The organism is Nocardioides abyssi, from assembly GCF_030412915.1.
In the GTDB taxonomy this organism is placed as follows: domain Bacteria; phylum Actinomycetota; class Actinomycetes; order Propionibacteriales; family Nocardioidaceae; genus Nocardioides; species Nocardioides abyssi.
In genome coordinates, this window is record NZ_JAUHJR010000002.1 from 59,646 (window position 1) to 78,747 (window position 19,102).

18 protein-coding genes are annotated in these 19,102 nt (G+C 73.6%); 7 read left to right on the forward strand and 11 right to left on the reverse strand.

Translation table 11 applies throughout. The features are described from left to right. The first annotated feature begins 45 nt into the window (after window positions 1–45). The gene (locus tag QWY29_RS05380) at window positions 46–543 is read left to right on the forward strand and encodes a DUF2867 domain-containing protein (protein ID WP_300959667.1); all 498 of its coding nucleotides are present in this window, start codon (window positions 46–48) and stop codon (window positions 541–543) included. Between the two features lie 99 nt (window positions 544–642). Next, window positions 643–2,445 (forward strand): M14 family zinc carboxypeptidase, encoded by a 1,803-nt coding sequence (locus QWY29_RS05385; protein ID WP_300959668.1) that lies wholly within the window; start codon window positions 643–645, stop codon window positions 2,443–2,445. Window positions 2,446–2,449: 4 nt separating this feature from the next. On the opposite strand, the gene QWY29_RS05390 is transcribed toward QWY29_RS05385, so the two are convergent. Together QWY29_RS05390 and QWY29_RS05395 are read right to left on the reverse strand one after the other, a co-directional pair. Continuing rightward, on the reverse strand, window positions 2,450–3,031 hold the full coding sequence (locus tag QWY29_RS05390; RefSeq protein WP_300959669.1) for a dienelactone hydrolase family protein: 582 nt from the start codon (window positions 3,029–3,031) through the stop codon (window positions 2,450–2,452). A 33-nt stretch (window positions 3,032–3,064) separates the two neighbouring features. Beyond that, entirely contained in the window at window positions 3,065–3,712 is a 648-nt protein-coding gene (locus QWY29_RS05395; protein WP_300960380.1) for a TrmH family RNA methyltransferase, read from the reverse strand. Window positions 3,713–3,804: 92 nt separating this feature from the next. On the opposite strand from QWY29_RS05395, the gene QWY29_RS05400 reads away from it, so the two are divergent. Then, window positions 3,805–4,566 (forward strand): DedA family protein, encoded by a 762-nt coding sequence (locus tag QWY29_RS05400; protein ID WP_300959670.1) that lies wholly within the window; start codon window positions 3,805–3,807, stop codon window positions 4,564–4,566. Window positions 4,567–4,594: 28 nt separating this feature from the next. Here QWY29_RS05400 and QWY29_RS05405 read toward each other — a convergent pair whose 3' ends face one another. Together QWY29_RS05405 and pyrE are read right to left on the reverse strand one after the other, a co-directional pair. Then, window positions 4,595–5,305, reverse strand: a complete 711-nt coding sequence (locus QWY29_RS05405) for a DedA family protein (protein WP_300959671.1) — start codon at window positions 5,303–5,305, stop codon at window positions 4,595–4,597. Continuing rightward, window positions 5,302–5,847, reverse strand: a complete 546-nt coding sequence (gene pyrE / locus QWY29_RS05410) for an orotate phosphoribosyltransferase (protein ID WP_300959672.1) — start codon at window positions 5,845–5,847, stop codon at window positions 5,302–5,304. Before pyrE ends, QWY29_RS05405 begins: the two co-directional genes overlap by 4 nt. Window positions 5,848–5,913: 66 nt before the next feature. Here pyrE and QWY29_RS05415 point away from each other — a divergent pair, with 66 nt between their 5' ends. Then, window positions 5,914–7,092, forward strand: coding sequence for a pyridoxal phosphate-dependent aminotransferase (locus QWY29_RS05415; RefSeq protein ID WP_300959673.1), 1,179 nt, complete (start codon window positions 5,914–5,916; stop codon window positions 7,090–7,092). Window positions 7,093–7,160: 68 nt separating this feature from the next. Here QWY29_RS05415 and QWY29_RS05420 read toward each other — a convergent pair whose 3' ends face one another. From QWY29_RS05420 to clpB, 3 genes are read right to left on the reverse strand one after another with little or no spacing between them, the layout of a single operon-like run. After that, on the reverse strand, window positions 7,161–7,844 hold the full coding sequence (locus tag QWY29_RS05420; RefSeq protein ID WP_300959674.1) for a hypothetical protein: 684 nt from the start codon (window positions 7,842–7,844) through the stop codon (window positions 7,161–7,163). Between the two features lie 48 nt (window positions 7,845–7,892). Then, window positions 7,893–9,017 carry a hypothetical protein gene (locus QWY29_RS05425; protein WP_300959675.1) on the reverse strand — a complete coding sequence of 375 codons (1,125 nt, stop codon included), beginning with the start codon at window positions 9,015–9,017 and terminating at the stop codon, window positions 7,893–7,895. 18 nt (window positions 9,018–9,035) lie between these two features. Continuing rightward, entirely contained in the window at window positions 9,036–11,624 is a 2,589-nt protein-coding gene (gene clpB, locus QWY29_RS05430; protein ID WP_300959676.1) for an ATP-dependent chaperone ClpB, read from the reverse strand. Window positions 11,625–11,887: 263 nt separating this feature from the next. On the opposite strand from clpB, the gene QWY29_RS05435 reads away from it, so the two are divergent. The 3 genes from QWY29_RS05435 to QWY29_RS05445 are packed head-to-tail and all read left to right on the forward strand — an operon-like array spanning window position 11,888 to window position 14,780. Further along, window positions 11,888–12,655, forward strand: coding sequence for a hypothetical protein (locus QWY29_RS05435; RefSeq protein ID WP_300959677.1), 768 nt, complete (start codon window positions 11,888–11,890; stop codon window positions 12,653–12,655). Beyond that, the gene (locus QWY29_RS05440) at window positions 12,652–13,269 is read left to right on the forward strand and encodes a hypothetical protein (protein WP_300959678.1); all 618 of its coding nucleotides are present in this window, start codon (window positions 12,652–12,654) and stop codon (window positions 13,267–13,269) included. Before QWY29_RS05435 ends, QWY29_RS05440 begins: the two co-directional genes overlap by 4 nt. Beyond that, window positions 13,266–14,780 (forward strand): ATP-binding response regulator, encoded by a 1,515-nt coding sequence (locus QWY29_RS05445; protein ID WP_300959679.1) that lies wholly within the window; start codon window positions 13,266–13,268, stop codon window positions 14,778–14,780. The genes QWY29_RS05440 and QWY29_RS05445 overlap by 4 nt, the downstream gene beginning before the upstream one ends. Window positions 14,781–14,874: 94 nt before the next feature. On the opposite strand, the gene QWY29_RS05450 is transcribed toward QWY29_RS05445, so the two are convergent. From QWY29_RS05450 to dnaK, 4 genes are read right to left on the reverse strand one after another with little or no spacing between them, the layout of a single operon-like run. Beyond that, on the reverse strand, window positions 14,875–15,306 hold the full coding sequence (locus QWY29_RS05450; RefSeq protein ID WP_300959680.1) for a heat shock protein transcriptional repressor HspR: 432 nt from the start codon (window positions 15,304–15,306) through the stop codon (window positions 14,875–14,877). Window positions 15,307–15,317: 11 nt separating this feature from the next. Next, window positions 15,318–16,499 (reverse strand): molecular chaperone DnaJ, encoded by a 1,182-nt coding sequence (gene dnaJ / locus QWY29_RS05455; RefSeq protein ID WP_300959681.1) that lies wholly within the window; start codon window positions 16,497–16,499, stop codon window positions 15,318–15,320. A gap of 50 nt (window positions 16,500–16,549) precedes the next feature. Beyond that, a complete protein-coding gene (locus QWY29_RS05460; protein WP_300959682.1) occupies window positions 16,550–17,233 on the reverse strand; it encodes a nucleotide exchange factor GrpE in 684 nt (227 codons plus the stop codon). After that, window positions 17,230–19,086, reverse strand: coding sequence for a molecular chaperone DnaK (gene dnaK, locus QWY29_RS05465; RefSeq protein WP_300959683.1), 1,857 nt, complete (start codon window positions 19,084–19,086; stop codon window positions 17,230–17,232). The genes QWY29_RS05460 and dnaK overlap by 4 nt, the downstream gene beginning before the upstream one ends. Window positions 19,087–19,102 lie beyond the last annotated feature (16 nt).

The window sequence follows — 19,102 nt, forward strand, 5'->3', positions numbered from 1 at the left end:
TGACGGCCAGGATTCTCCGGGCACCCTAGTGGCTACCGACGAGGCATGCTCCGACGCACCTCGCTGCGGACGACCCGCCGCGCCAGCTCCCTCCCCCTGCCCGCCGACCACGCGTGGGCGGTGGTGGCGTGCGGCCTCGAGGGGTCGCGGTGGTACGTCGACGCCGGCCCGCTCGTCGTGCGCGGGCTCATCGACCGGTTGGTCGGCGGTGGCGGCCGACGGTGGTCGGTGCCGGACCGGCCGCTGCTGGCGCGCGGGGACACGGTCGGCTTCTGGCGCGTCTGGGAGGTCACGGACGAGCCCGGGGACGACGGGACCCGTCGGCTGGTGCTGGTCGCCGACGTCCGCTCGCCGGGCCGGGTCACGCTGACCACGACGGTCACCTCCGACGGCACGGGCGGCTGCCGGCTGGAGCAGGAGGTGCGGCTGGACCCCGACGGGCTCGTCGGGGCGGCGTACCTCCTCGCCGACCTGCCCGCCCGCGAGACGGTCGCCGAGCTGGTCCACCGCCGCGTCGTCGGCGACGTGCTCCAGGATCGCTGAGGCGAGGCGCTCGACGCGCCCGGTGCGTGACCTCGGTGCGTGACCTCGGGGGGTGACGGACCGTTCTGCAGGCAACCCACCTGCACCCAGGAGCCCGACATGCGACTCCCCGCCCTCGCCGCCGCGACCACCGCGGCCCTCGCCCTGGCGCTCGGCGCCCTCAGCCCGACGCCCGCGGCCACCGGCACCGCGACCAGTGCCGCGTCCCTGTTCTCGCCGCGCCTGGTCACGGTGGACACCCCCACGGCCGCCCACAAGGACCGGCTGGCCGCGCTCGGCCTGGACCTCACCGAGCACGCCGGTCACGACTACGTCGAGGTCGTGCTGCACAACCCGGCCGACCTGCTCGCCCTGGTCGCCGGCGGCTTCACCTTCGACGTCCGGATCGCCGACCTCGTGCGCCGCGGGATCGAGGTCGCCGAGATCAACGAGGCGTACGCCGCCCGGGTCGCGGGCTCGCCGCTGCCCTCGGGCCGCGACACCTACCGAACCCTGGCCGACTACGAGGCCGACATGGCCGCGCTGGCCCGCGACCACCGCACGATCGTCAAGCGGTTCGCGCTCGACCGACCGAGCCTGGACGGCCGCGCCGTCCACGGCGTCGAGATCGGCGAGGACGTCCGCCGGCCCGCGAGCGGCCGACCGACGTTCGTGCTGCTCGGCGTCCACCACGCCCGCGAGTGGCCGTCGGGCGAGAACGCGATGGAGTTCGCCGTCGACCTCGCGACGTCGTACGGCAAGGACCGGCGGATCACCCGGTTGCTCCGGCAGGCGCGGGTGGTCGTCGTGCCGGTCGTCAACGTCGACGGCTTCGACCTCTCCCGCACCGACGGGGAGTACGTCGACCTGCGGGCGCTGAACGACGTCGACCCGCTCGGCGGGTCGCTGTCGGTGCTCGCCACCCCGGGCCACGCCTACAAGCGCAAGAACTGCCGCGTCCTCGACGGCGTGGACACCCCCGACGGCACCTGCCGCGCCTCGCTGACCAGCAGCGGCGGCTTCGGCATCGGCGTCGACCTGAACCGCAACTACGGCGGGTTCTGGGGCGGGCCCGGCGCGGCCGCGAGCACGCCGGACCTGGCGAACGTCGAGGCGGGCGTGCTCGACCCGACCTACCGCGGCGCCGCGGCGTTCTCCGAGCCCGAGACGCAGAACGTCCGCGACCTGGTGAGCGAGCGGCAGGTCACGATGCTCATCTCCAACCACACCTTCGGCAACCTCATCCTGCGGCCGAACGGGGTCGACCCGAAGACGCTCGGGCCCGACGGCAAGCCGGTCGGCGACGCCCCGGACGAGCAGGCGCTCAAGCGGCTCGGCGCCGCGATGGCGGCCCACAACGGCTACGACAACATCCACGGCTGGGAGCTCTACGACACCACCGGCACGACCGAGGACTGGTCCTACAACGCCACGGGCGGCTTCGGCTACACCTTCGAGATCGGCCCGGACGAGTTCCACCCGCCGTTCCCCGACGTCGTCGACCAGTACCGCGGCGCCGGGACGTACGCCGGCCGGGGCAACCGCGGTGCCTACCTCGTCGCTCTCGAGCACACCGTCGACACCGCGCACCACGGCGTCCTGCGGGGGACGGCGCCGGCCGGGACCGTGCTGCGGCTGCGCAAGGAGTTCCGCTCGCCCACGTGGGAGTCGGCGTACGACGACGTCGTCGACTCCACGATCACCGTGCCGCGCAGCGGTCGGTTCCGCTGGGTGGTCAACCCCTCGACCCGGCCGGTCGTGCAGCCGCGGACCTACCGGGTCGACGGCGTCACCCGCACCACCGCGGGCAGGCGCGAGGCGTACACGCTGACCTGCGAGCGGCGCGGCAAGGTCGTGCAGCGCTCGAAGGTGTTCGTCGACCGCGGTCAGGTCGTCCGGCTCGGCACCGCCTGCCGGCGGTGAGGACCTAGCCGACCCGGTCGAGGAAGACCAGGAAGCGGTCGGCGAGCAGGCCCGCCGCGTCCGCGTCGTACGTCGGCAGGCTGTCGTCGGCGAACAGGTGCACGTCGCCGGGGTAGGTGAACAGCTCCACCTCGGCGACCCCGGACCCGGCGAAGCCCCGGGCGGCGTCGAGGTCGCCCTCCTCGGCGAAGACCGGGTCGGCGTCCATCCCGTGCACCTGCACCGGCACGCCCGCGGGCCAGGGCGGACCGAGCTCGGCCGGCGGCACGAACGACTCCATCAGCACCGCCCCGCGGACCCCGGCCCGGGTCTGCGCGACGCGCTGCGCCGGCAGCACCCCCATCGAGAAGCCGGCGACCACGAGCGCCACGGGCAGGTCGGCCACCGCGGCCTCCCCGCGCTCGACGACCGTCCCGAACCCGAGCTCGCGCACGTGCGCCATCCCCTCCTCGACCGAGGAGGACCGGTGCCCGTCGAGCAGGTCGGGGGTGTGCACGGTGTGCCCGGCCGCCCGCAGCCGGTCCGCGAACGCGCGGACCCCGTCGGTGAGACCCAGCACGTGGTGGAAGAGGACGACCTCGACCATCCGCTCATCGTGGACCCGGCCACCGACAGTGGGCTACCCCCGCCAGGCCGCGTCGTCGGAGAGGTCGGCGTGGGCGCGGACCCAGGAGTGCATGGCGATCGCGGCCGCGGCGGAGGCGTTGATGGACCGGGTCGAGCCGAACTGCGCGATCGAGAAGGTCCCGTCGCACGCCTCCCGCGCCGCCTCGCTGAGCCCCGGGCCCTCCTGCCCGAAGAGGAAGCAGACCCGCCGCGGCACGTCGGTGGTCTCCAGGTGCAGCGAGCCGGGCAGGTTGTCGATGCCGAGCAGCGGGACCGGGCCGCCCGGCAGCTCGGCGAGGTAGGCCCCCAGGTCGGTGACCGTCGGGTGGTGCCGCACGTGCTGGTAGCGGTCGGTCACCATCGCCCCGCGGCGGTTCCACCGGCGGTTGCCGACGATGTGGACCTCGGCGGCGAGGAACGCGTTCGCCGAGCGCACGATCGTGCCGATGTTGAAGTCGTGCTGCCAGTTCTCGATCGCCACGTGGAAGTCGTGGCGGCGGGTGTCGAGGTCGGCCACGATCGCCTCGACGGTCCAGTACCGGTAGCGGTCGACCACGTTGCGCCGGTCGCCCTCGGCGAGCAGCGCGGCGTCGTACTGCTCCCCCGTCGGCCACGGCCCCTCCCACGGACCGACGCCCACCTCGGCGGGTCCGTGCGGCATCGGGTCGTACGGCGCCCGGCGGTCCTCCTCCACGCCCCGCAGCGTAGGTGGCCGCCCGGCAGCCACCCGCGTCCGGCCGTTACGCTGAGGAGGTGAGCGCGCTCGCGGGAGGCCTCGTCCTCCCCTCGCCGATGATGCTCGGCCTCGACTTCCTGGACCCGCAGTGGCTCCTCTCGCAGTTCGGCGCGGAGCTGTTCTGGATCAGCCTGCTCATCGTCTTCGTCGAGTGCGGGCTCTTCTTCCCGTTCCTGCCCGGCGACAGCCTGCTCTTCGCGCTCGGGATCTTCATCGCAACCGGCCAGATCGACCTCTTCCCCGGCACCCGGCTCGCCGAGCTCGGCATCGCGCTCGTGCTGATGACGGCGGCGGCGTGGCTGGGCAACGTGACCGGCTACGAGATCGGCCGGCGCATCGGCCCGGGCCTGCGCGAACGGGACGGGCGGGTGCTCAAGCAGAAGTACTTCGACCAGACCGAGGCCTTCTTCGACCGCCACGGCAACAAGGCGCTGGTCATCGGCCGGTTCGTGGCGTTCGTGCGCACCTACATCACCGTCGTCGCCGGCATCACCGGCATGCCGCGCCGCCGCTTCTACACCTGGAGCGCCGTCGGCGGCGTCTCGTGGGTCGTCAGCGTGACCTGCCTGGGCTACTTCCTCGGCCACACCGTGCCGTGGCTGGAGTCCAACATCGACCTGATCTTCCTGGTGATCCTCGCCTTCACGGCCGTCCCGATCGCCTACGAGTGGTGGCGCCACCGCCGCACCGACTCCCCGCTGGCCGACGACAACGACCACGACGGCCGGCCCGACCGCGACATCACCGGCGCCTCCGTCCCGCCGCGCTCCGGCGCCTGAGGGACCCGCCAGCCGGGGGGCGGCAGCGTCAGGCGGTACGCCGGTCGTGACGGATGGCGCGGACGCGGACGACGAGCCACCAGCACACGCCGAGGGCGACGACGGCGATGACGACCCACTGGAAGACGCCGACGTACTCCTCGACGCGGTGCCACTGCTCGCCGAGCCAGTAGCCGGCGAGCACGAAGGTGGTGTTCCAGATGGCCGAGCCGAGGAAGGTCAGCAGCAGGAACTGGCCGAACGGCATCCGTTCCAGGCCCGCCGGCACCGAGATGAGGCTGCGGAAGATCGGGATCATCCGGCCGAAGAAGACCGCCTTGCGACCGTGCCGGCCGAACCACGCCTCGGTCTTCTCCAGGTCCTCGGTCTTGACCAGCGGCAGCCGCTCCCAGACCCAGTAGACCCGGTCGCGGCCGATGAGCACGCCGAGCACGTAGAGCAGCACCGCACCGACGACGGAGCCGGCGGTGGTCCAGCCGATCGCCTCGGCGAGGGTGAAGCTGCCCCGGCTGGCGGTGAAGCCGGCCAGCGGCAGGATCACCTCGCTGGGCAGCGGCGGGAAGAGGTTCTCCAGCGCGATCGCGAGCCCCGCGCCGGGGGCGCCGAGCTTCTCCATCAGGTCGACGGCCCAGCCGGCGACGCCGCCGAGCTCGTCGGAGTCGGAGGACGCGCCCGCGGCCGCGGTGACGACCGAGCCGACGACCGAGCTGACGGAGCTGACGGCGGAGCTGAGGATCATGCGGTGGCAGCGGCGCGCGCGGCGTCGAGGTCGGCCTTGGTCAGCACGGCGCGGACCTCCAGGCCGAGGTCGGCGAGCGGCTGCTGGTCCTCGGGGCTGCGGTCGATCGCGCAGACCACGACCTCCACGACCGCGCCGGCCTCGCGGAGCGCCAGCGTGGCGTCGCGCACCGCACCGCCGGTGGTGATGACGTCCTCGACGAGGGTGACCCGCCGGCCGGACACGGCCGGACCCTCGGCGAGCTTGCAGGTGCCGTACTCCTTGGCCTTCTTGCGCACGAACAGCGCCGGCGTCCCGGTCATCCCGCTCACCGACGTCGCGAGCGGCACCCCGCCGAGCTCGAGGCCGCCGACCAGCTCGGTGTCGTGCGGCAGCAGCTGGACCATCTCCCGCGCGACCCGCTGGAGCAGGATCGGGTCGGCCTCGAAGAGGTACTTGTCGAAGTACTCCGGCGCCACCTGGCCCGACCGGAGCGTGAACGTCCCCGTCAGGCGGCAGCAGGCGTCGATGTCGGCGGCGAGCGAGTCGTCGGTGGTGGTCACGTGCCTCATTGTCACGCACGGCACCAGCCCGGCCGGCGACGTACCCGCGCTGCGTACCCTGGCGAGGTGCCGACTCCCCGGACGTCCGCCCCCACCGCCGCCCGCCTGGGCGGCATCCCGCCGACGATCTTCACCGAGATGTCCGCGCTCGCGACGCGCACCGGCTCGGTCAACCTCGGCCAGGGCTTCCCCGACGTCGACGGCCCCGCCTCGGTCATCGAAGCGGCGGCCGCGGCGCTGCGCAGCGGGCACAACCAGTACGCCCCGGGGCCCGGCGTCCCCGCGCTGCGCCAGGCCGTCGCCCGGCACCAGCAGCGGCACTACGGCCTCGAGCTCGACCCCGACTCCGAGGTCGTCGTCACGACCGGCGCGACCGAGGGGATCGCCGCGGCGCTGCTCGGCCTGGTCGACCCCGGCGACGAGGTGGTCGTGCTCGAGCCCTACTACGACTCCTACCTCGCGATGATCCAGATGGCCGGAGGGGTACGCCGCCCGGTGACGCTCCGCGCGCCGGACTTCCGCCTCGACCCCGACGAGCTCCGCGCGGCGGTCGGCCCGCGGACGAAGCTGGTCCTGCTGAACTCCCCGCACAACCCCACCGGCAGTGTGCTGACCCGCGAGGAGCTCGCCGTGGTCGCCGAGGTGGCGGTCGAGCACGACCTCGTCGTGGTGACCGACGAGGTCTACGAGCACCTCACCTACGGCCACGAGCACGTCCCGCTGGCGACCCTGCCGGGCATGCGCGAGCGGACGCTGACGCTCTCCAGCGTCGGGAAGTCGTGGTCGTTCACCGGCTGGAAGGTCGGCTGGGCCACCGGCCCGCGGCCGCTCGTGGAGGCGCTGCTGGGCGCCAAGCAGTGGCTGACCTTCACCTCGGGCGCGCCGCTGCAGCCGGCCGTGGCCCGGGCGCTCGACGAGGAGCCGGAGTGGCCGCGCGAGCTGGCCCGCGACCTGCGCCGCCGGCGCGACCTGCTCTGCACGGGGCTGGCCGAGGTGGGGATGGACGTGCGGGTGCCGGAGGGCACCTACTTCGCGATCGCCGACGTGGCGGCGTACGGCTGGGCCGACGGGCGGGAGTTCTGCCTGGCCCTGCCCGAGCGGGCCGGCGTCGTGGCGATCCCGGCGGTGGCCTTCCACGACGACGTGGAGGCGGGGCGGCACCTGGTGCGGTGGGCCTTCTGCAAGGAGGAGTCAGTGATCGAGGCCGGCCTCGCGCGGCTGCGCGAGGCCGACCTGATGGCCTGAGCCACCCCGGCTGGTCGAGGAGGTCGCGCAGCGACCGTCTCGAGACCCGCCGCGCCGGACGGCGAGCGTCAGCCCCAGGGCTGGCTGGTGCCCGGCGGGAGCTGACCGGGCTGCTGGCCGCGGCGGGCGAACCAGTCCCCCGCGCCGCCGGCGAAGAGCAGGACGATCGTGGCGACCGACGCGATGAGCGGGACCGCGGAGACGATCGAGAGGATGCCGACGAGGCTGAGCAGCGCGCTGATGGCCGCGCTGACGACGAGCAGGATGCGGGCGACGTTGGAGCGGCGCATGGCCAGCACCGCGAGCACGCAGGCCACCACGCTCCAGATGAACAGCACCGCCATGATCACCAGGAAGATCGTGGCGAGCTCGTCGCCGGTCGGCATGTCGGTGCTGTCGAAGGCCGGGTCGTCCTCGATCGCCTTGCGCAGCTCGTCGGAGAACGACTCGCGCGCCACGACCAGCGCGGCTGTCGCGAGGCCGAAGAGCAGGGCCGAGAGGCCGGCGCAGACCAGCGTGATGACGGCCGCCGCGGTGACGGTGCCCGGGCGCTTGTCGGGGTCGACGGGCGCCGCGGTCCCGTAGCCGCCGGGGCTGCCATAGCCACCAGGGCCGCCGGGGCCACCAGCGCCGCCGGGACCGGCCGGCGGGGCGCCGTACGGGTTGGTCGGCTGCTGGCCGTAGGGGTTGGTCGGCTGCTGGCCGTAGGGGTTCTCGCTCGGCGGAGGAGGTCCGTAGGGAGAGTCGCTCATGCGACCACTCTCCCAGACCCGTGCCGGGGCCGACCGCCGCGACCCGGGTCAGCGGCGGTCGACGAAGGCCCGCACGTCCGGGCGGGCCAGCAGCACCATCGTCGCGACGCAGATCGCGAGCGGCACGAGGACGACCAGGTTGCCGCTGACCACGCTGACCAGGCACAGCACGGAGGCCGCGGCCGCGCACACGACCAGGGCGAGCCGGGCCCAGCGGGCGCCGCGCCACAGGAAGCCGGCGGCCACGGCCGCCAGCACCGACCACAGCACGACGACGACGCCGGCGGCCACGACCGCCTCGCGCAGGGTCGAGGCCGAGAGGTCGCGGTCGCCGATCTGCGGGTTGTCGCGCAGCTGGTCGAGCACGAAGTCCGGCGCGGCGAGCACCACCAGCACGACCATGCCCATGCCGACCGCGGCCAGGCCGGTGCCGGCCCAGGTCAGCGCACAGGCCCACACCAGGCCCGAGGGGCGGGGGTCAGCGCCCCGCGCCGCCCCCGGCGCCGAGGGGTACGCCGCGTGCCGACCCGCCGGCGCGGACTGCGCCGCGGGAGCGGACGACCCGGGCTGCCCGCCGCCGGCGGCCGTCCCGAACCCCTGCCAGGCGCGCGGCTGCGACGAACCGGCCCCGGGGTCGGCGGGCGGCGCCACCGGTCGGTCCGCCAGCCCGCCCTCGGGCCGGTCCGACCGGTCGGACCCGCGCTCCTGCCGCGCGGCCGGACGGGCCGGCTCGGGCCGGGTGGGCGGCTCGGTGCCGTCGAACCACGACCGGGTCGGCTGCATCCACAGCACGACCACGGCGGCGGCGACGATCGACGAGACGAACCCACCGGCGGCCATCCCGCACAGGAAGAGCGGCAGCGCCAGCACCGACAGCGTGAGTCGGGCGCCGCGGGAGCGCTGGAGCACGTAGTAGCCCAGCACCGCGCTCGCGGCCGCACACGCCGCGGCGACCATCGTCAGCACCCGCAGCAGGTCGAGCACCTCGGTGGTGCCGAGCCCCAGCCCGTCGCCGGGCGGCACGGCGAGGAAGTCCTCGACCGACTCGCGGGTGTCGAGGCTGGTGAGCCCCGCGACCCGCTCGAAGGCCGAGAGCACGACGAACAGCGAGCCGCCCATGATCATCCAGGCCGACAGCGTGGCCTGGCGGGGACGGACGGGCTTGGTGCTCATGCGCGCCAGTCTCCCAGGTCAGGCCGCGCGCAGCTCCAGGCCCTCGCCGCCGAGGTCGACCGAGACCAAGCCGCCGTCGGTGACCTCGCCGCCGATGAGCATCCGCGCCAGCGGGTCGCCGATGGCCGACTGGATGAGCCGGCGCAGCGGCCGGGCGCCGTACGCCGGGTCCCAGCCCTTCTCGGCCAGCCAGGACTTCGCGGCCGGGCTGACCTCGATGGCGATCCGCCGCACCGCGAGCCGCTGCTCGAGCAGCGCGAGCTGGAGGTCGACGATGTGGGTCAGGTCGGCCAGCGACAGCGCGTCGAAGGTGACGATCTCGTCGAGCCGGTTGAGGAACTCCGGCTTGAACGACGACCGGACCACCGCCATCACCGACTCGCGCTTCTTCTCCGGGTCCAGCGTGGGGTCGACGAGGTAGGTCGAGCCGAGGTTGCTGGTGAGCACCAGCAGGGTGTTGCGGAAGTCGACGGTGCGGCCCTGGCCGTCGGTGAGCCGGCCGTCGTCGAGCACCTGGAGCAGGATGTCGAAGACCTCGGGGTGGGCCTTCTCGACCTCGTCGAGCAGCACGACCGAGTAGGGCCGGCGGCGCACCGCCTCGGTGAGCTGGCCGCCCTCGTCGTAGCCGACGTAGCCGGGAGGCGCACCGACCAGGCGCGAGACGGCGTGCTTCTCGGAGTACTCGCTCATGTCGATGCGGACGATCGCCCGGTCGTCGTCGAAGAGGAAGTCGGCGAGGGCCTTGGCCAGCTCGGTCTTGCCGGTGCCGGTGGGGCCGAGGAAGAGGAACGACCCGGCGGGCCGGTTGGGGTCGGAGATGCCCGCCCGCGAGCGGCGCACGGCGTCGCTCACCGCGGTCACGGCCTCGCGCTGGCCGATGAGCCGCTCGCCGATGACCTCCTCCATCCGCAGCAGCTTGGCGGTCTCGCCCTCGAGCATCCGGCCGGTGGGGATGCCGGTCCAGGCCTCGACGACGTCGGCGACCTGCTCGGCGCCGACCTCCTCGCCGACCAGCGGCTCGAGCGTCGAGGTGGACGCCGACGCGGCGGCCTCGATCTGCTGCTCGAGCGCGGGGATGCGGCCGTAGAGGATCTCGCTGGCCTTGCCGAGGTCGCCCTCGCGCTGGAGCCGCTCGGCCTCGATCCGCAGCTGGTCGAGCTGGCGGCGCAGCTCGCCCTCGCCCTCGAGCGACTGCTTCTCGGCGTCCCAGCGGGCCTCGAGCGCGCGCAGCTCCTCCTCGGAGTCGGCGAGGTCGGCGCGCAGCCGCTCGAGCCGATCGGCGGAGGCCGCGTCGGTCTCCTTGGCCAGCGCGAACTCCTCCATCTTCAGCCGCTCGACGGCGCGGCGGAGCTGGTCGATCTCCTCGGGGGAGGACTCGATCTCCATCCGCAGCCGGCTGGCGGCCTCGTCGATGAGGTCGATCGCCTTGTCCGGCAGCTGCCGGCCGGGGATGTAGCGGTCGCTGAGGGTCGCGGCCGCCACCAGGGCGGCGTCGGTGATCCGCACGCCGTGGTGGGCCTCGTACTTCTCCTGGATGCCGCGCAGGATCTGCACGGTGTCCTCGACGCTGGGCTCGCCGACGAAGACCTGCTGGAAGCGGCGCTCGAGGGCGGGGTCCTTCTCGATCCGCTCGCGGTACTCGTCGAGCGTCGTCGCGCCGATCATGTGCAGCTCGCCGCGGGCCAGCATCGGCTTGAGCATGTTGCCGGCGTCCATCGCGGAGTCGCCGCCGGCGCCCGCGCCGACGACGGTGTGCAGCTCGTCGATGAAGGTGATGACCTGGCCGCCGGCGTCCTTGACCTCCTCGAGCACGGCCTTGAGCCGCTCCTCGAACTCGCCGCGGTACTTCGCGCCGGCCACCATCGCGGCCAGGTCCAGGCTCAGCACCCGGCGGCCCTTGAGGGAGTCGGGGACGTCGCCGGCGACCACGCGCTGGGCGAGCCCCTCGACGACGGCGGTCTTGCCGACGCCGGGCTCGCCGATGAGGACGGGATTGTTCTTGGTGCGCCGCGAGAGCACCTGCACCACGCGGCGGATCTCGGCGTCGCGGCCGATGACCGGGTCGAGCCGACCCTCCTCGGCCGCGCGGGTGAGGTCGACGGAGTACTTCTCGAGCGCCTCGTACGCCGACTCCGCGTCCTGGCTGGTCACCCGCCGGTTGCCGCGGACGGCCGTCAGCGACTCGCGCAACCCGTCGGCGCCCAGGCCGGCGCCCGTCAGCAGCGTGCGGGCGCTGCTCTCGACGGTGGCCAGCGAGATCAGCAGGTGCTCGGTGGCGACGTACTCGTCCTTCATCGACGAGGCGAGGTCGAGCGCGCCGGCGAGCACGCGGGTCAGCGCGGGCGAGGCGGCCGGCTGCTGGACCGTCGCGCCGGAGGCGGACGGGAGCCGGTCGCGCTCGGCGGCCGCGGTGCGGACGAGCGCCGCGGCGTCGACGCCGGCCTTGGTGACCAGCGTGGCGGCCGTGCCGCCCTCCTGGAGCAGCAGCGCCACGAGGAGGTGGATCGGCTCGGTCGCGGTGTGGCCGGCGGTGGTGGCGGAGAGCTGCGCGGCCTCGATGGCCTCGCGGCTGCGGGTCGTGAACTTCTCGGCACCGAACTGGCTCATGCGGGTTCTCCTGATCGTGCGGGTGGGACCAGTGTGGTCGTCGCTGGGTGCAACGCGCGAGAAGTTGAGTCTGTTCCACTCAACTTCGACTTCTTTCCGCAGGTGGGGGTGGGTGCCGGGGTGGTCGGCCGGGCGTGCCTGGCCGAACGGGCGGCTGCCTAGTCCGCCCGGGTCATTTGCCCCCGAAGGCGCGACCGCCGCGGGGGCCCCGCCCTAGATTGCGGCGCGGGAAGTCCCGGCCTGGCCGGGACGGGGGAGGAACTATGACGGCCTTCGTGGCCGCGGGTGGGGCGAGCCTGCTCGCGCACGGCGTGCACTGGACCATCGTCCTCGGCGGGACCGCCGGGATGGTGGCGCTGGTGCTGCCCGCCGTGCTCGACAGGTTCGCCCCGCGTCTCGCCCGCTACGTCGACCCGGCGCCGCGCCGTCCGCGTGACGAGCACGAGCGACGGGTGCACGAGGTGCGGGCCCGGCTGCTGGCCCGCGCGCCGAGCGGCGCGCCGACCGCGACGCCGTTCTTCCCCCTCGACGTCGTCCCCGGCAGTTCGGACGCCACCCCGCCGTCGTACGCCGCCGCGCTGACCGCGCCGCTGGCGCTGACCGCCTCGCTGGCGGCCGCCGGGGTGCACGCGGCCGTGGGCGCGGCGCACCTGTCCGGGCAGCCGCTGCTCGGCTCGCTCTTCGTGCTCTGCGCGCTTGCCCAGCTGGCCTGGGCCGCCCAGCTGCTCCAGGCCCCGTCGGCACCGCTGGTCCTCGCCGGGCTGGTCGGCAACGCCGGCCTCGTGGCGGCCTGGCTCGCCACCCGCCTCCCGGTGCTGCCGCAGCTCGCGCCGGAGCCCTTCGGGGTGTGGGACGTCCTGGCCGCCGGCTGGGAGGTCGCCCTGGTCGCGACCTGCGCCGTGCTGCTCGCCTCGGGCACCGCGACGACCCGGCCCGCGCCGTGGCGCGGGTGGCGGCCGGTCGCCCGCGCAGCGCTGGTCTGCTCGGCGCTGCTGCTGCTCCTCACCTCCACGAGCGGAGTCCCCGCATGATCGACTCCTGGGTCGTCGGCCTCGTCTGCAACACCGTGATCATGGTGGCCTACCTGCTCATCAGCGTGGCGATCATCGTGCCGCTGTGGCGCAGCCACCAGCTGCGGTCCAACCCGCTGGGGGCCGCGACCGCCGCGATCTTCCTCTCGTGCGCGGTCCACCACGGCGCGCACTCGGTGCACATGCTGATGCCGACCTTCGGCATCGACGCCGCGGCGGGCTACGCGATGCGGACCGCCTGGGGCTGGCCGCTGGCGATCTCCGACATCGTCGGCGCGCTCGTCGGCGTCTGGTACTGGTCGCTGCGCCGCACCTACTCCTCGCTCATGCAGGGCGCCCAGCTCTTCGAGGACCTCCGCCGCCGCGAGCAGCAGGCGCTCGAGCTCAACGACACCGTCCTGCAGGGGATGGTCGTGGCCAAGATGGCGCTCGACCTCGACGACCCCGCCAAGGCGCACGCCGCGCTCAACACCTCGATCGACTCCGCCAGCCGGATCATCACCGACCTGCTGGGCAGCGAGCACTTCGACGTCGACATGACCCGCAGCGCGCCCGCGAACCTCGGTCCCGTCGCCTCCACCCCCGCCCCTGCTCCGGAGAGGCCCACCCCATGACCGCCGCCCCCAAGATCGAGCCCCGCCGCGTGGTGATCGTCGACGACACCGCCGACCTGCGCGAGCTGCTGCGGCTCGCGCTCGTCCGCGGCGGGTTCGACGTCGTCGCCGAGGCCGGTGACGGCCGCGCCGGCATCGAGGCCGTGCGCGAGCAGCGCCCCGACGTCGTCCTGCTCGACCTGTCCATGCCGGTCATGGACGGACTCGAGGCGCTGCCCTCGATCCGGCGCCTCGCGCCCCAGGCCAAGATCGTGGTGCTCTCGGGCTTCGGCGCCACCCAGATGTCCGCGCGGGCCATGGCCGCGGGCGCGGACGGCTACGTGCAGAAGGGCGCCTCGCTCACCTCCATCCTCGACTACGTCCGCGACGTCGCGGCCGGAGGCCTGGTGCGCGCGCCCCGTTCCCTCTCGGTGGTCCCCGCACCGCCGAGCACCGCCTCCGAGGAGCCCGACGAGATGACCGCTGACGAGCCGGGCGGCGACACGCTGACCGTCGAGGACGAGCCCGCGCCGCGGCCGACCGTGCACGCGCCCGACACCAGCGAGCCCGCGCAGCCGCCGGTCGGCGCGCACGTCTCGTCCTGGGAGGCGCTGGGCATGGCGCCGTACGGCGTCCTCGAGCTGGCCGACGAGCCGCTCTTCCGGGTGGTGTACGCCAACACCGTCGCCCAGCGGCTGGTCGTGGAGCGCTGCGCCCCCGGCACCCCCCTGTCGCTGGCCGCGCCGCAGCTGGCCGGCCTGGTCGCCTTCCACCGGCTCGACAACGACGCGTCCTTCGAGGTCGTGCTGCCCGGCGGCGCCGTCCGCGCGACGCTGCGCCGCACCGGCTGGTCGGTGCTGGTCTACCTCGACTCCGCCTCCGACGACGTGGGGCTGCTGCGCCGCGCGATCGCCACGACCGCCCACGAGATCCGCGGCCCGGTCGCGGTCATCTGCGGCATCGCCGAGACGATCGGCTGGTCCGGCGCCGACCTCGACGCCGAGCAGCGCGACCGGCTGATGAGCTCGGTCGCCCGGCAGGCGCGGATGCTCGACAGCATCACCGCCGATCTGCTGACCGCCGCGCAGATCCAGCGCGGCACGCTGCGCATCGACCTGCAGACCGTCGACCCGCGATCGGTGGTGGAGTCGGTGGTCGCCGACCGCTACGACGTCACCCTCCGCGTGGACGACGAGCGGCCGGTGCGCGCCGACCCGGTGCGGTTCGAGCAGATGCTCACCAACCTGCTGAGCAACGCGCACAAGTACGGCGCCGCGCCGTACACCGTCCACGTGCGCTCCGAGGGCGAGCTGGTCTCCATCGACGTCATCGACTCCGGCGAGGGCGTGCCCGAGGAGTTCCGCGGGTCGCTCTTCCGCGAGTTCACCCGGGCGCACGGCACCGTCGCGACCGGCACGGGGCTCGGCCTCTACGTCGTGCGCACGCTGGCCGAGGCGCAGAGCGGCCGGGCGACGTACACCCCCGGCCCCTACGGCGGCTCGGTCTTCACCCTCAGCCTGCGGGCCTGCTGAGCCGCGCCCAGACCCTCCCGGCCCCCGCCTCGTGCTGCCACGCGTGCGCCCCAGCGCACGCCCAGCAGCACGAGGCGGGCGGGAGCCCGTGGTCCTAGCGGCCGCGGCGCCAGACCACGACCGCGGCGGTCGGGTCGGGCGAGCGAAGCACCGGCAGCTTGTTGGCCACGACGTCCGTACGCCGCGGGGTCAGCGCCTGCCGGAGCGCGTCGCGGGTGGCGTCGAGCTCGGCGCGCAGCTCCTCGTTGCGCGACTGGAGCGCGAGCACCTGGTTCTGCAGGTCCATGATCCGGCGGACCCCCTCGATGCCGATGCCGGCCGAGGTGAGCGCCGCGATCTCGCGCAGCCGCTCGATGTCGCGCGAGGAGTAGCGCCGGCCGCCGCCGCCGGTGCGGCCGGGCGTGATCAGCCCGAGCCGCTCGTAGGTGCGCAGCGTCTGCGGGTGCAGGCCGGTGAGCTCGGCCGCCACGCTGATGACGTACACCGCGGAGTCGGGGTCCAGCGGTGCGAAGAACCGGTCGGCCACGACGACTCCCCTCAGGCGCTCTCGAACAGCCCGGCCCGCAGGGGCCTGCCGGCCATCGCCTCACGGTAGGCCTCGACGGCCTCGCGCGCCGCCGCGTCGAGCACGGCGGGGACCTGCACCTCGACGGTGGCCAGGAGGTCGCCGTACGTGCCGTCGGCCTTGGGCGCCCCCTTGCCGCGCACGCGGAACGTGCGGCCGTTGGGCGTGCCGGCCGGCAGCCGCAGGGTGACCGGCGCACCGGTCAGGGTCGGGATCTTGACCTCGGCCCCGAGCGCGGCCTCGTCGAAGGAGACCGGCACGTCGAGGGTGAGGTTGGCGTCCTTGCGGCCGAAGATGCGGTGCGGGGAGACCTTCACGGTGACGTAGAGGTCCCCGGCCGGGCCGCCGCTCTCGCCGGCCGCGCCCTTGCCGCGCAGGCGGATCCGCTGGCCGTCCTTGACGCCGGCCGGGATGCGCGCCTGGATCGTGCGGGCCGAGGTGCCACGGCCGCTGCCGTGGCAGGTCGGGCACGCCTCGTCGTAGACCAGCTGCCGGCCGCCGCAGCGGGGGCAGGTCTCGTTGATCGCGAACGCGCCGCCGGCCGACGCGACGACGTACCCGGCGCCCTCGCACTCGGGACAGACCTTCGGCTTGGTGCCGGGCTTGCCTCCGGTGCCGGAGCAGTCGGGGCACGGCGCGTCGGAGGAGAGCCGCAGCGGGACGGTCACGCCCTCGATCGCGTCGGTGAAGCCGATGGTGACCGTGGTCTCGACGTCGGCGCCCTTGGCGGGGCGCCGGGTCTGCTGGGTGCGGCGGCCGCCGAAGCCGCCGCCGAAGATGTCGCCGAACATGTCGCCGAACCCGCCACCACCGCCGGCGCGGTCGCGCAGCAGGTCCTCGAGGTTGACGCCGCCCGCGCCACCACCGCCGAAGCCGCCCCCGCCGCGGAAGCCGCCGCCGGAGCCGAAGAGCGAGCGCATCTCGTCGTACTTCTTGCGCTTCTCGGGGTCACCGACGACGTCGTACGCCTCGGCCACCGCCTTGAACTTCTCGTGCTTGGCGGTGTCTCCGGGGTTGGAGTCGGGGTGGTTGGCGCGCGCGAGCCTGCGGTAGGCCTTCTTGATCTCGTCGGCGCTCGCGTCCTTCTTCAGGCCGAGCTCGGCGTAGAAGTCCTTCTGGGCCCAGTCGGCCCGGAATCCGTCGTCGGTGCTCACGCGCACCTCCCTCCCGTTCTCTGTCTGCTGATCTTGCTACCGACCGTTGCTCACTGCGGCGGGTCCGCGACCAGCACCTGGGCCGCGCGGACCACCCGGTCGCCGATCCGGTAGCCGGCCTTGGCGACCACCTTGCACGTGGTCACCTCGACCTCCGGGTCCTCGCCGAGGTGGCTGAGCGCCTCGTGCAGGCTCGGGTCGAACGCGTCGCCGGGGGTGCCGAACTTGGCCAGCCCCAGCTTCTCGACGGTCCGCTCGAGCTGGTCGGCGACGGCCCGGAAGCCGTCGTCGAGGTCCTGCCCGGACTTCTGCGCCGACTCGCGGGCCCGGTCGATGGTGTCGAGCACCTCGATGATCGGGGTGAGCGCGGCGTACGTCGCGTTCTCCCGCAGCAGCTCGCGGTCCCGCTCGACGCGGCGCTTGTAGTTGACGAACTCGGCCTGCAGGCGCTGCAGGTCGGCCGTCCGCTCCGCGAGCTCCATCCGGGCGAGGGTCAGCTCGTCCTGGGCGGGGTCCGGGTCGCCCTGCTCCTGGGGCCGGCCCTCGATGTCCTCCGGGGACAGGTCCGGCCCGGGCGCGGCGGGGGTCTCGGCGACCCCCGCCTCGTCCACGTGGCCGGCCGCGTCGCCGGTGACCGGGTCGACCGGGTCGTCGGTCATCGGCGCGACGTCCTCGGGCCGGACGTCCTCGGGCTGGATGGGCTCGTCGGCCTGGCCGTCGGGGGCGGGCGTCACTTGGACTCGCCCTCGCCGGCGTCGGTCTCGTCGACCACCTCGGCGTCGACGATGTCGTCGTCGGCCTCGCCGGTCGCGCCCGCGCTGCCACCGGCGGCGCTGGCGTCGGCCTCGGCCGCGGCGTACATCGCCGCACCCATCTTCTGGCTGGACTCACCGAGCTTGGTCACGCCGGCCTGGATCTCCTCGGCGGAGGCCTCGGCGTTCTCCAGCGTGGCCTTCAGCGCGTCGACGTCGGCCTGGACCTCGGTCTTGACCTCGTCCGGGATCTTCTCGCCGTTGTCGGCGAGGAACTTCTCGGTCGTGTAGACGAGCTGGTCGGCCTGGTTGCGGGCGTCGACCGCGGCGCGGCGCTTCGCGTCCTCCTCGGCGTACTGCTCGGCCTCGCGGACCATCCGGTCGATGTCGTCCTTGCTCAGCGCGGAGCCGCCGGAGATCGTCATCGACTGCTCCTTGCCCGACGCCTGGTCCTTCGCGGTGACGTGGACGATGCCGTTGGCGTCGATGTCGAAGGTGACCTCGATCTTCGGCACGCCGCGCGGAGCCGGCGGGAGGCCAGTGAGCTCGAAGTTGCCGAGCGGCTGGTTCTGCGACCACATCTGACGCTCGCCCTGGGCGACCTTGATCTCCACCGAGGGCTGGTTGTCGTCAGCGGTCGTGAAGATCTCCGAGCGCTTGGTCGGGATCGTGGTGTTGCGCTCGATCAGCGTGGTCATCACGCCGCCCTTGGTCTCGATGCCGAGGCTCAGCGGGGTGACGTCGAGCAGCAGGACGTCCTTGACCTCGCCCTTGAGGACACCGGCCTGGAGCGCGGCGCCGAGCGCCACGACCTCGTCGGGGTTGACGCCCTTGTTGGGCTCCTTGCCGCCGAGCAGCTCCTTGACGACGTCGGTCACGGCCGGCATGCGGGTCGAGCCGCCGACGAGGACCACGTGGTCGATCTCGCTGACCTTGACGCCGCCGTCCTTCAGCACCTGCTGGAAGGGGGACTTGGTGCGCTCGAGCAGGTCCGCGGTCAGCTTCTGGAACTCGCTGCGGGTCAGCCGCTCCTCGAAGTGCAGCGGGCCGGACTCGCCGTGGGTGATGTAGGGCAGGTGGATCGTGGTCTCGGAGGACGACGACAGCTCGATCTTCGCCTTCTCCGCGGCCTCCTGCAGGCGCTGCTTGGCAATCTTGTCGGCGGCAAGGTCCACACCGTTGGCGTTCTTGAACTTGGTGACCATCCACTCCACGACGCGGGAGTCCCAGTCGTCACCGCCGAGCAGGTTGTCGCCCGAGGTCGCCTTGACCTCGACGACGCCCTCGCCGATCTCCAGCAGCGAGACGTCGAACGTGCCGCCACCGAGGTCGAAGACCAGGATCAGCTGGTCGTCGCCCTTGTCGAGGCCGTAGGCCAGCGCCGCAGCAGTGGGCTCGTTGACGATGCGCTGCACGTTGAGGCCCGCGATCTCGCCGGCCTCCTTGGTGGCCTGGCGCTGGGCGTCGGAGAAGTACGCCGGCACGGTGATGACCGCGTCGGTCACCGGCTCGCCGAGGTAGGCCTCCGCGTCCCGCTTCAGCTTCTGCAGCACGAACGCGCTGATCTGCTGCGGGGTGAAGTCCTTGTCGTCGATCTTCTGCTTCCAGTCGGTGCCCATGTGGCGCTTGACCGACCGGATGGTGCGGTCGACGTTGGTGACGGCCTGCCGCTTGGCGACCTCACCGACGAGGACCTCGCCGGACTTGGCGAACGCCACGACCGACGGGGTGGTCCGGGCGCCTTCCGCGTTCGCGATGACGGTGGGCTCGCCGCCCTCCAGGACCGACACGACGCTGTTCGTCGTGCCGAGGTCGATGCCGACCGCACGTGCCATGGGATGCAACCTCCGC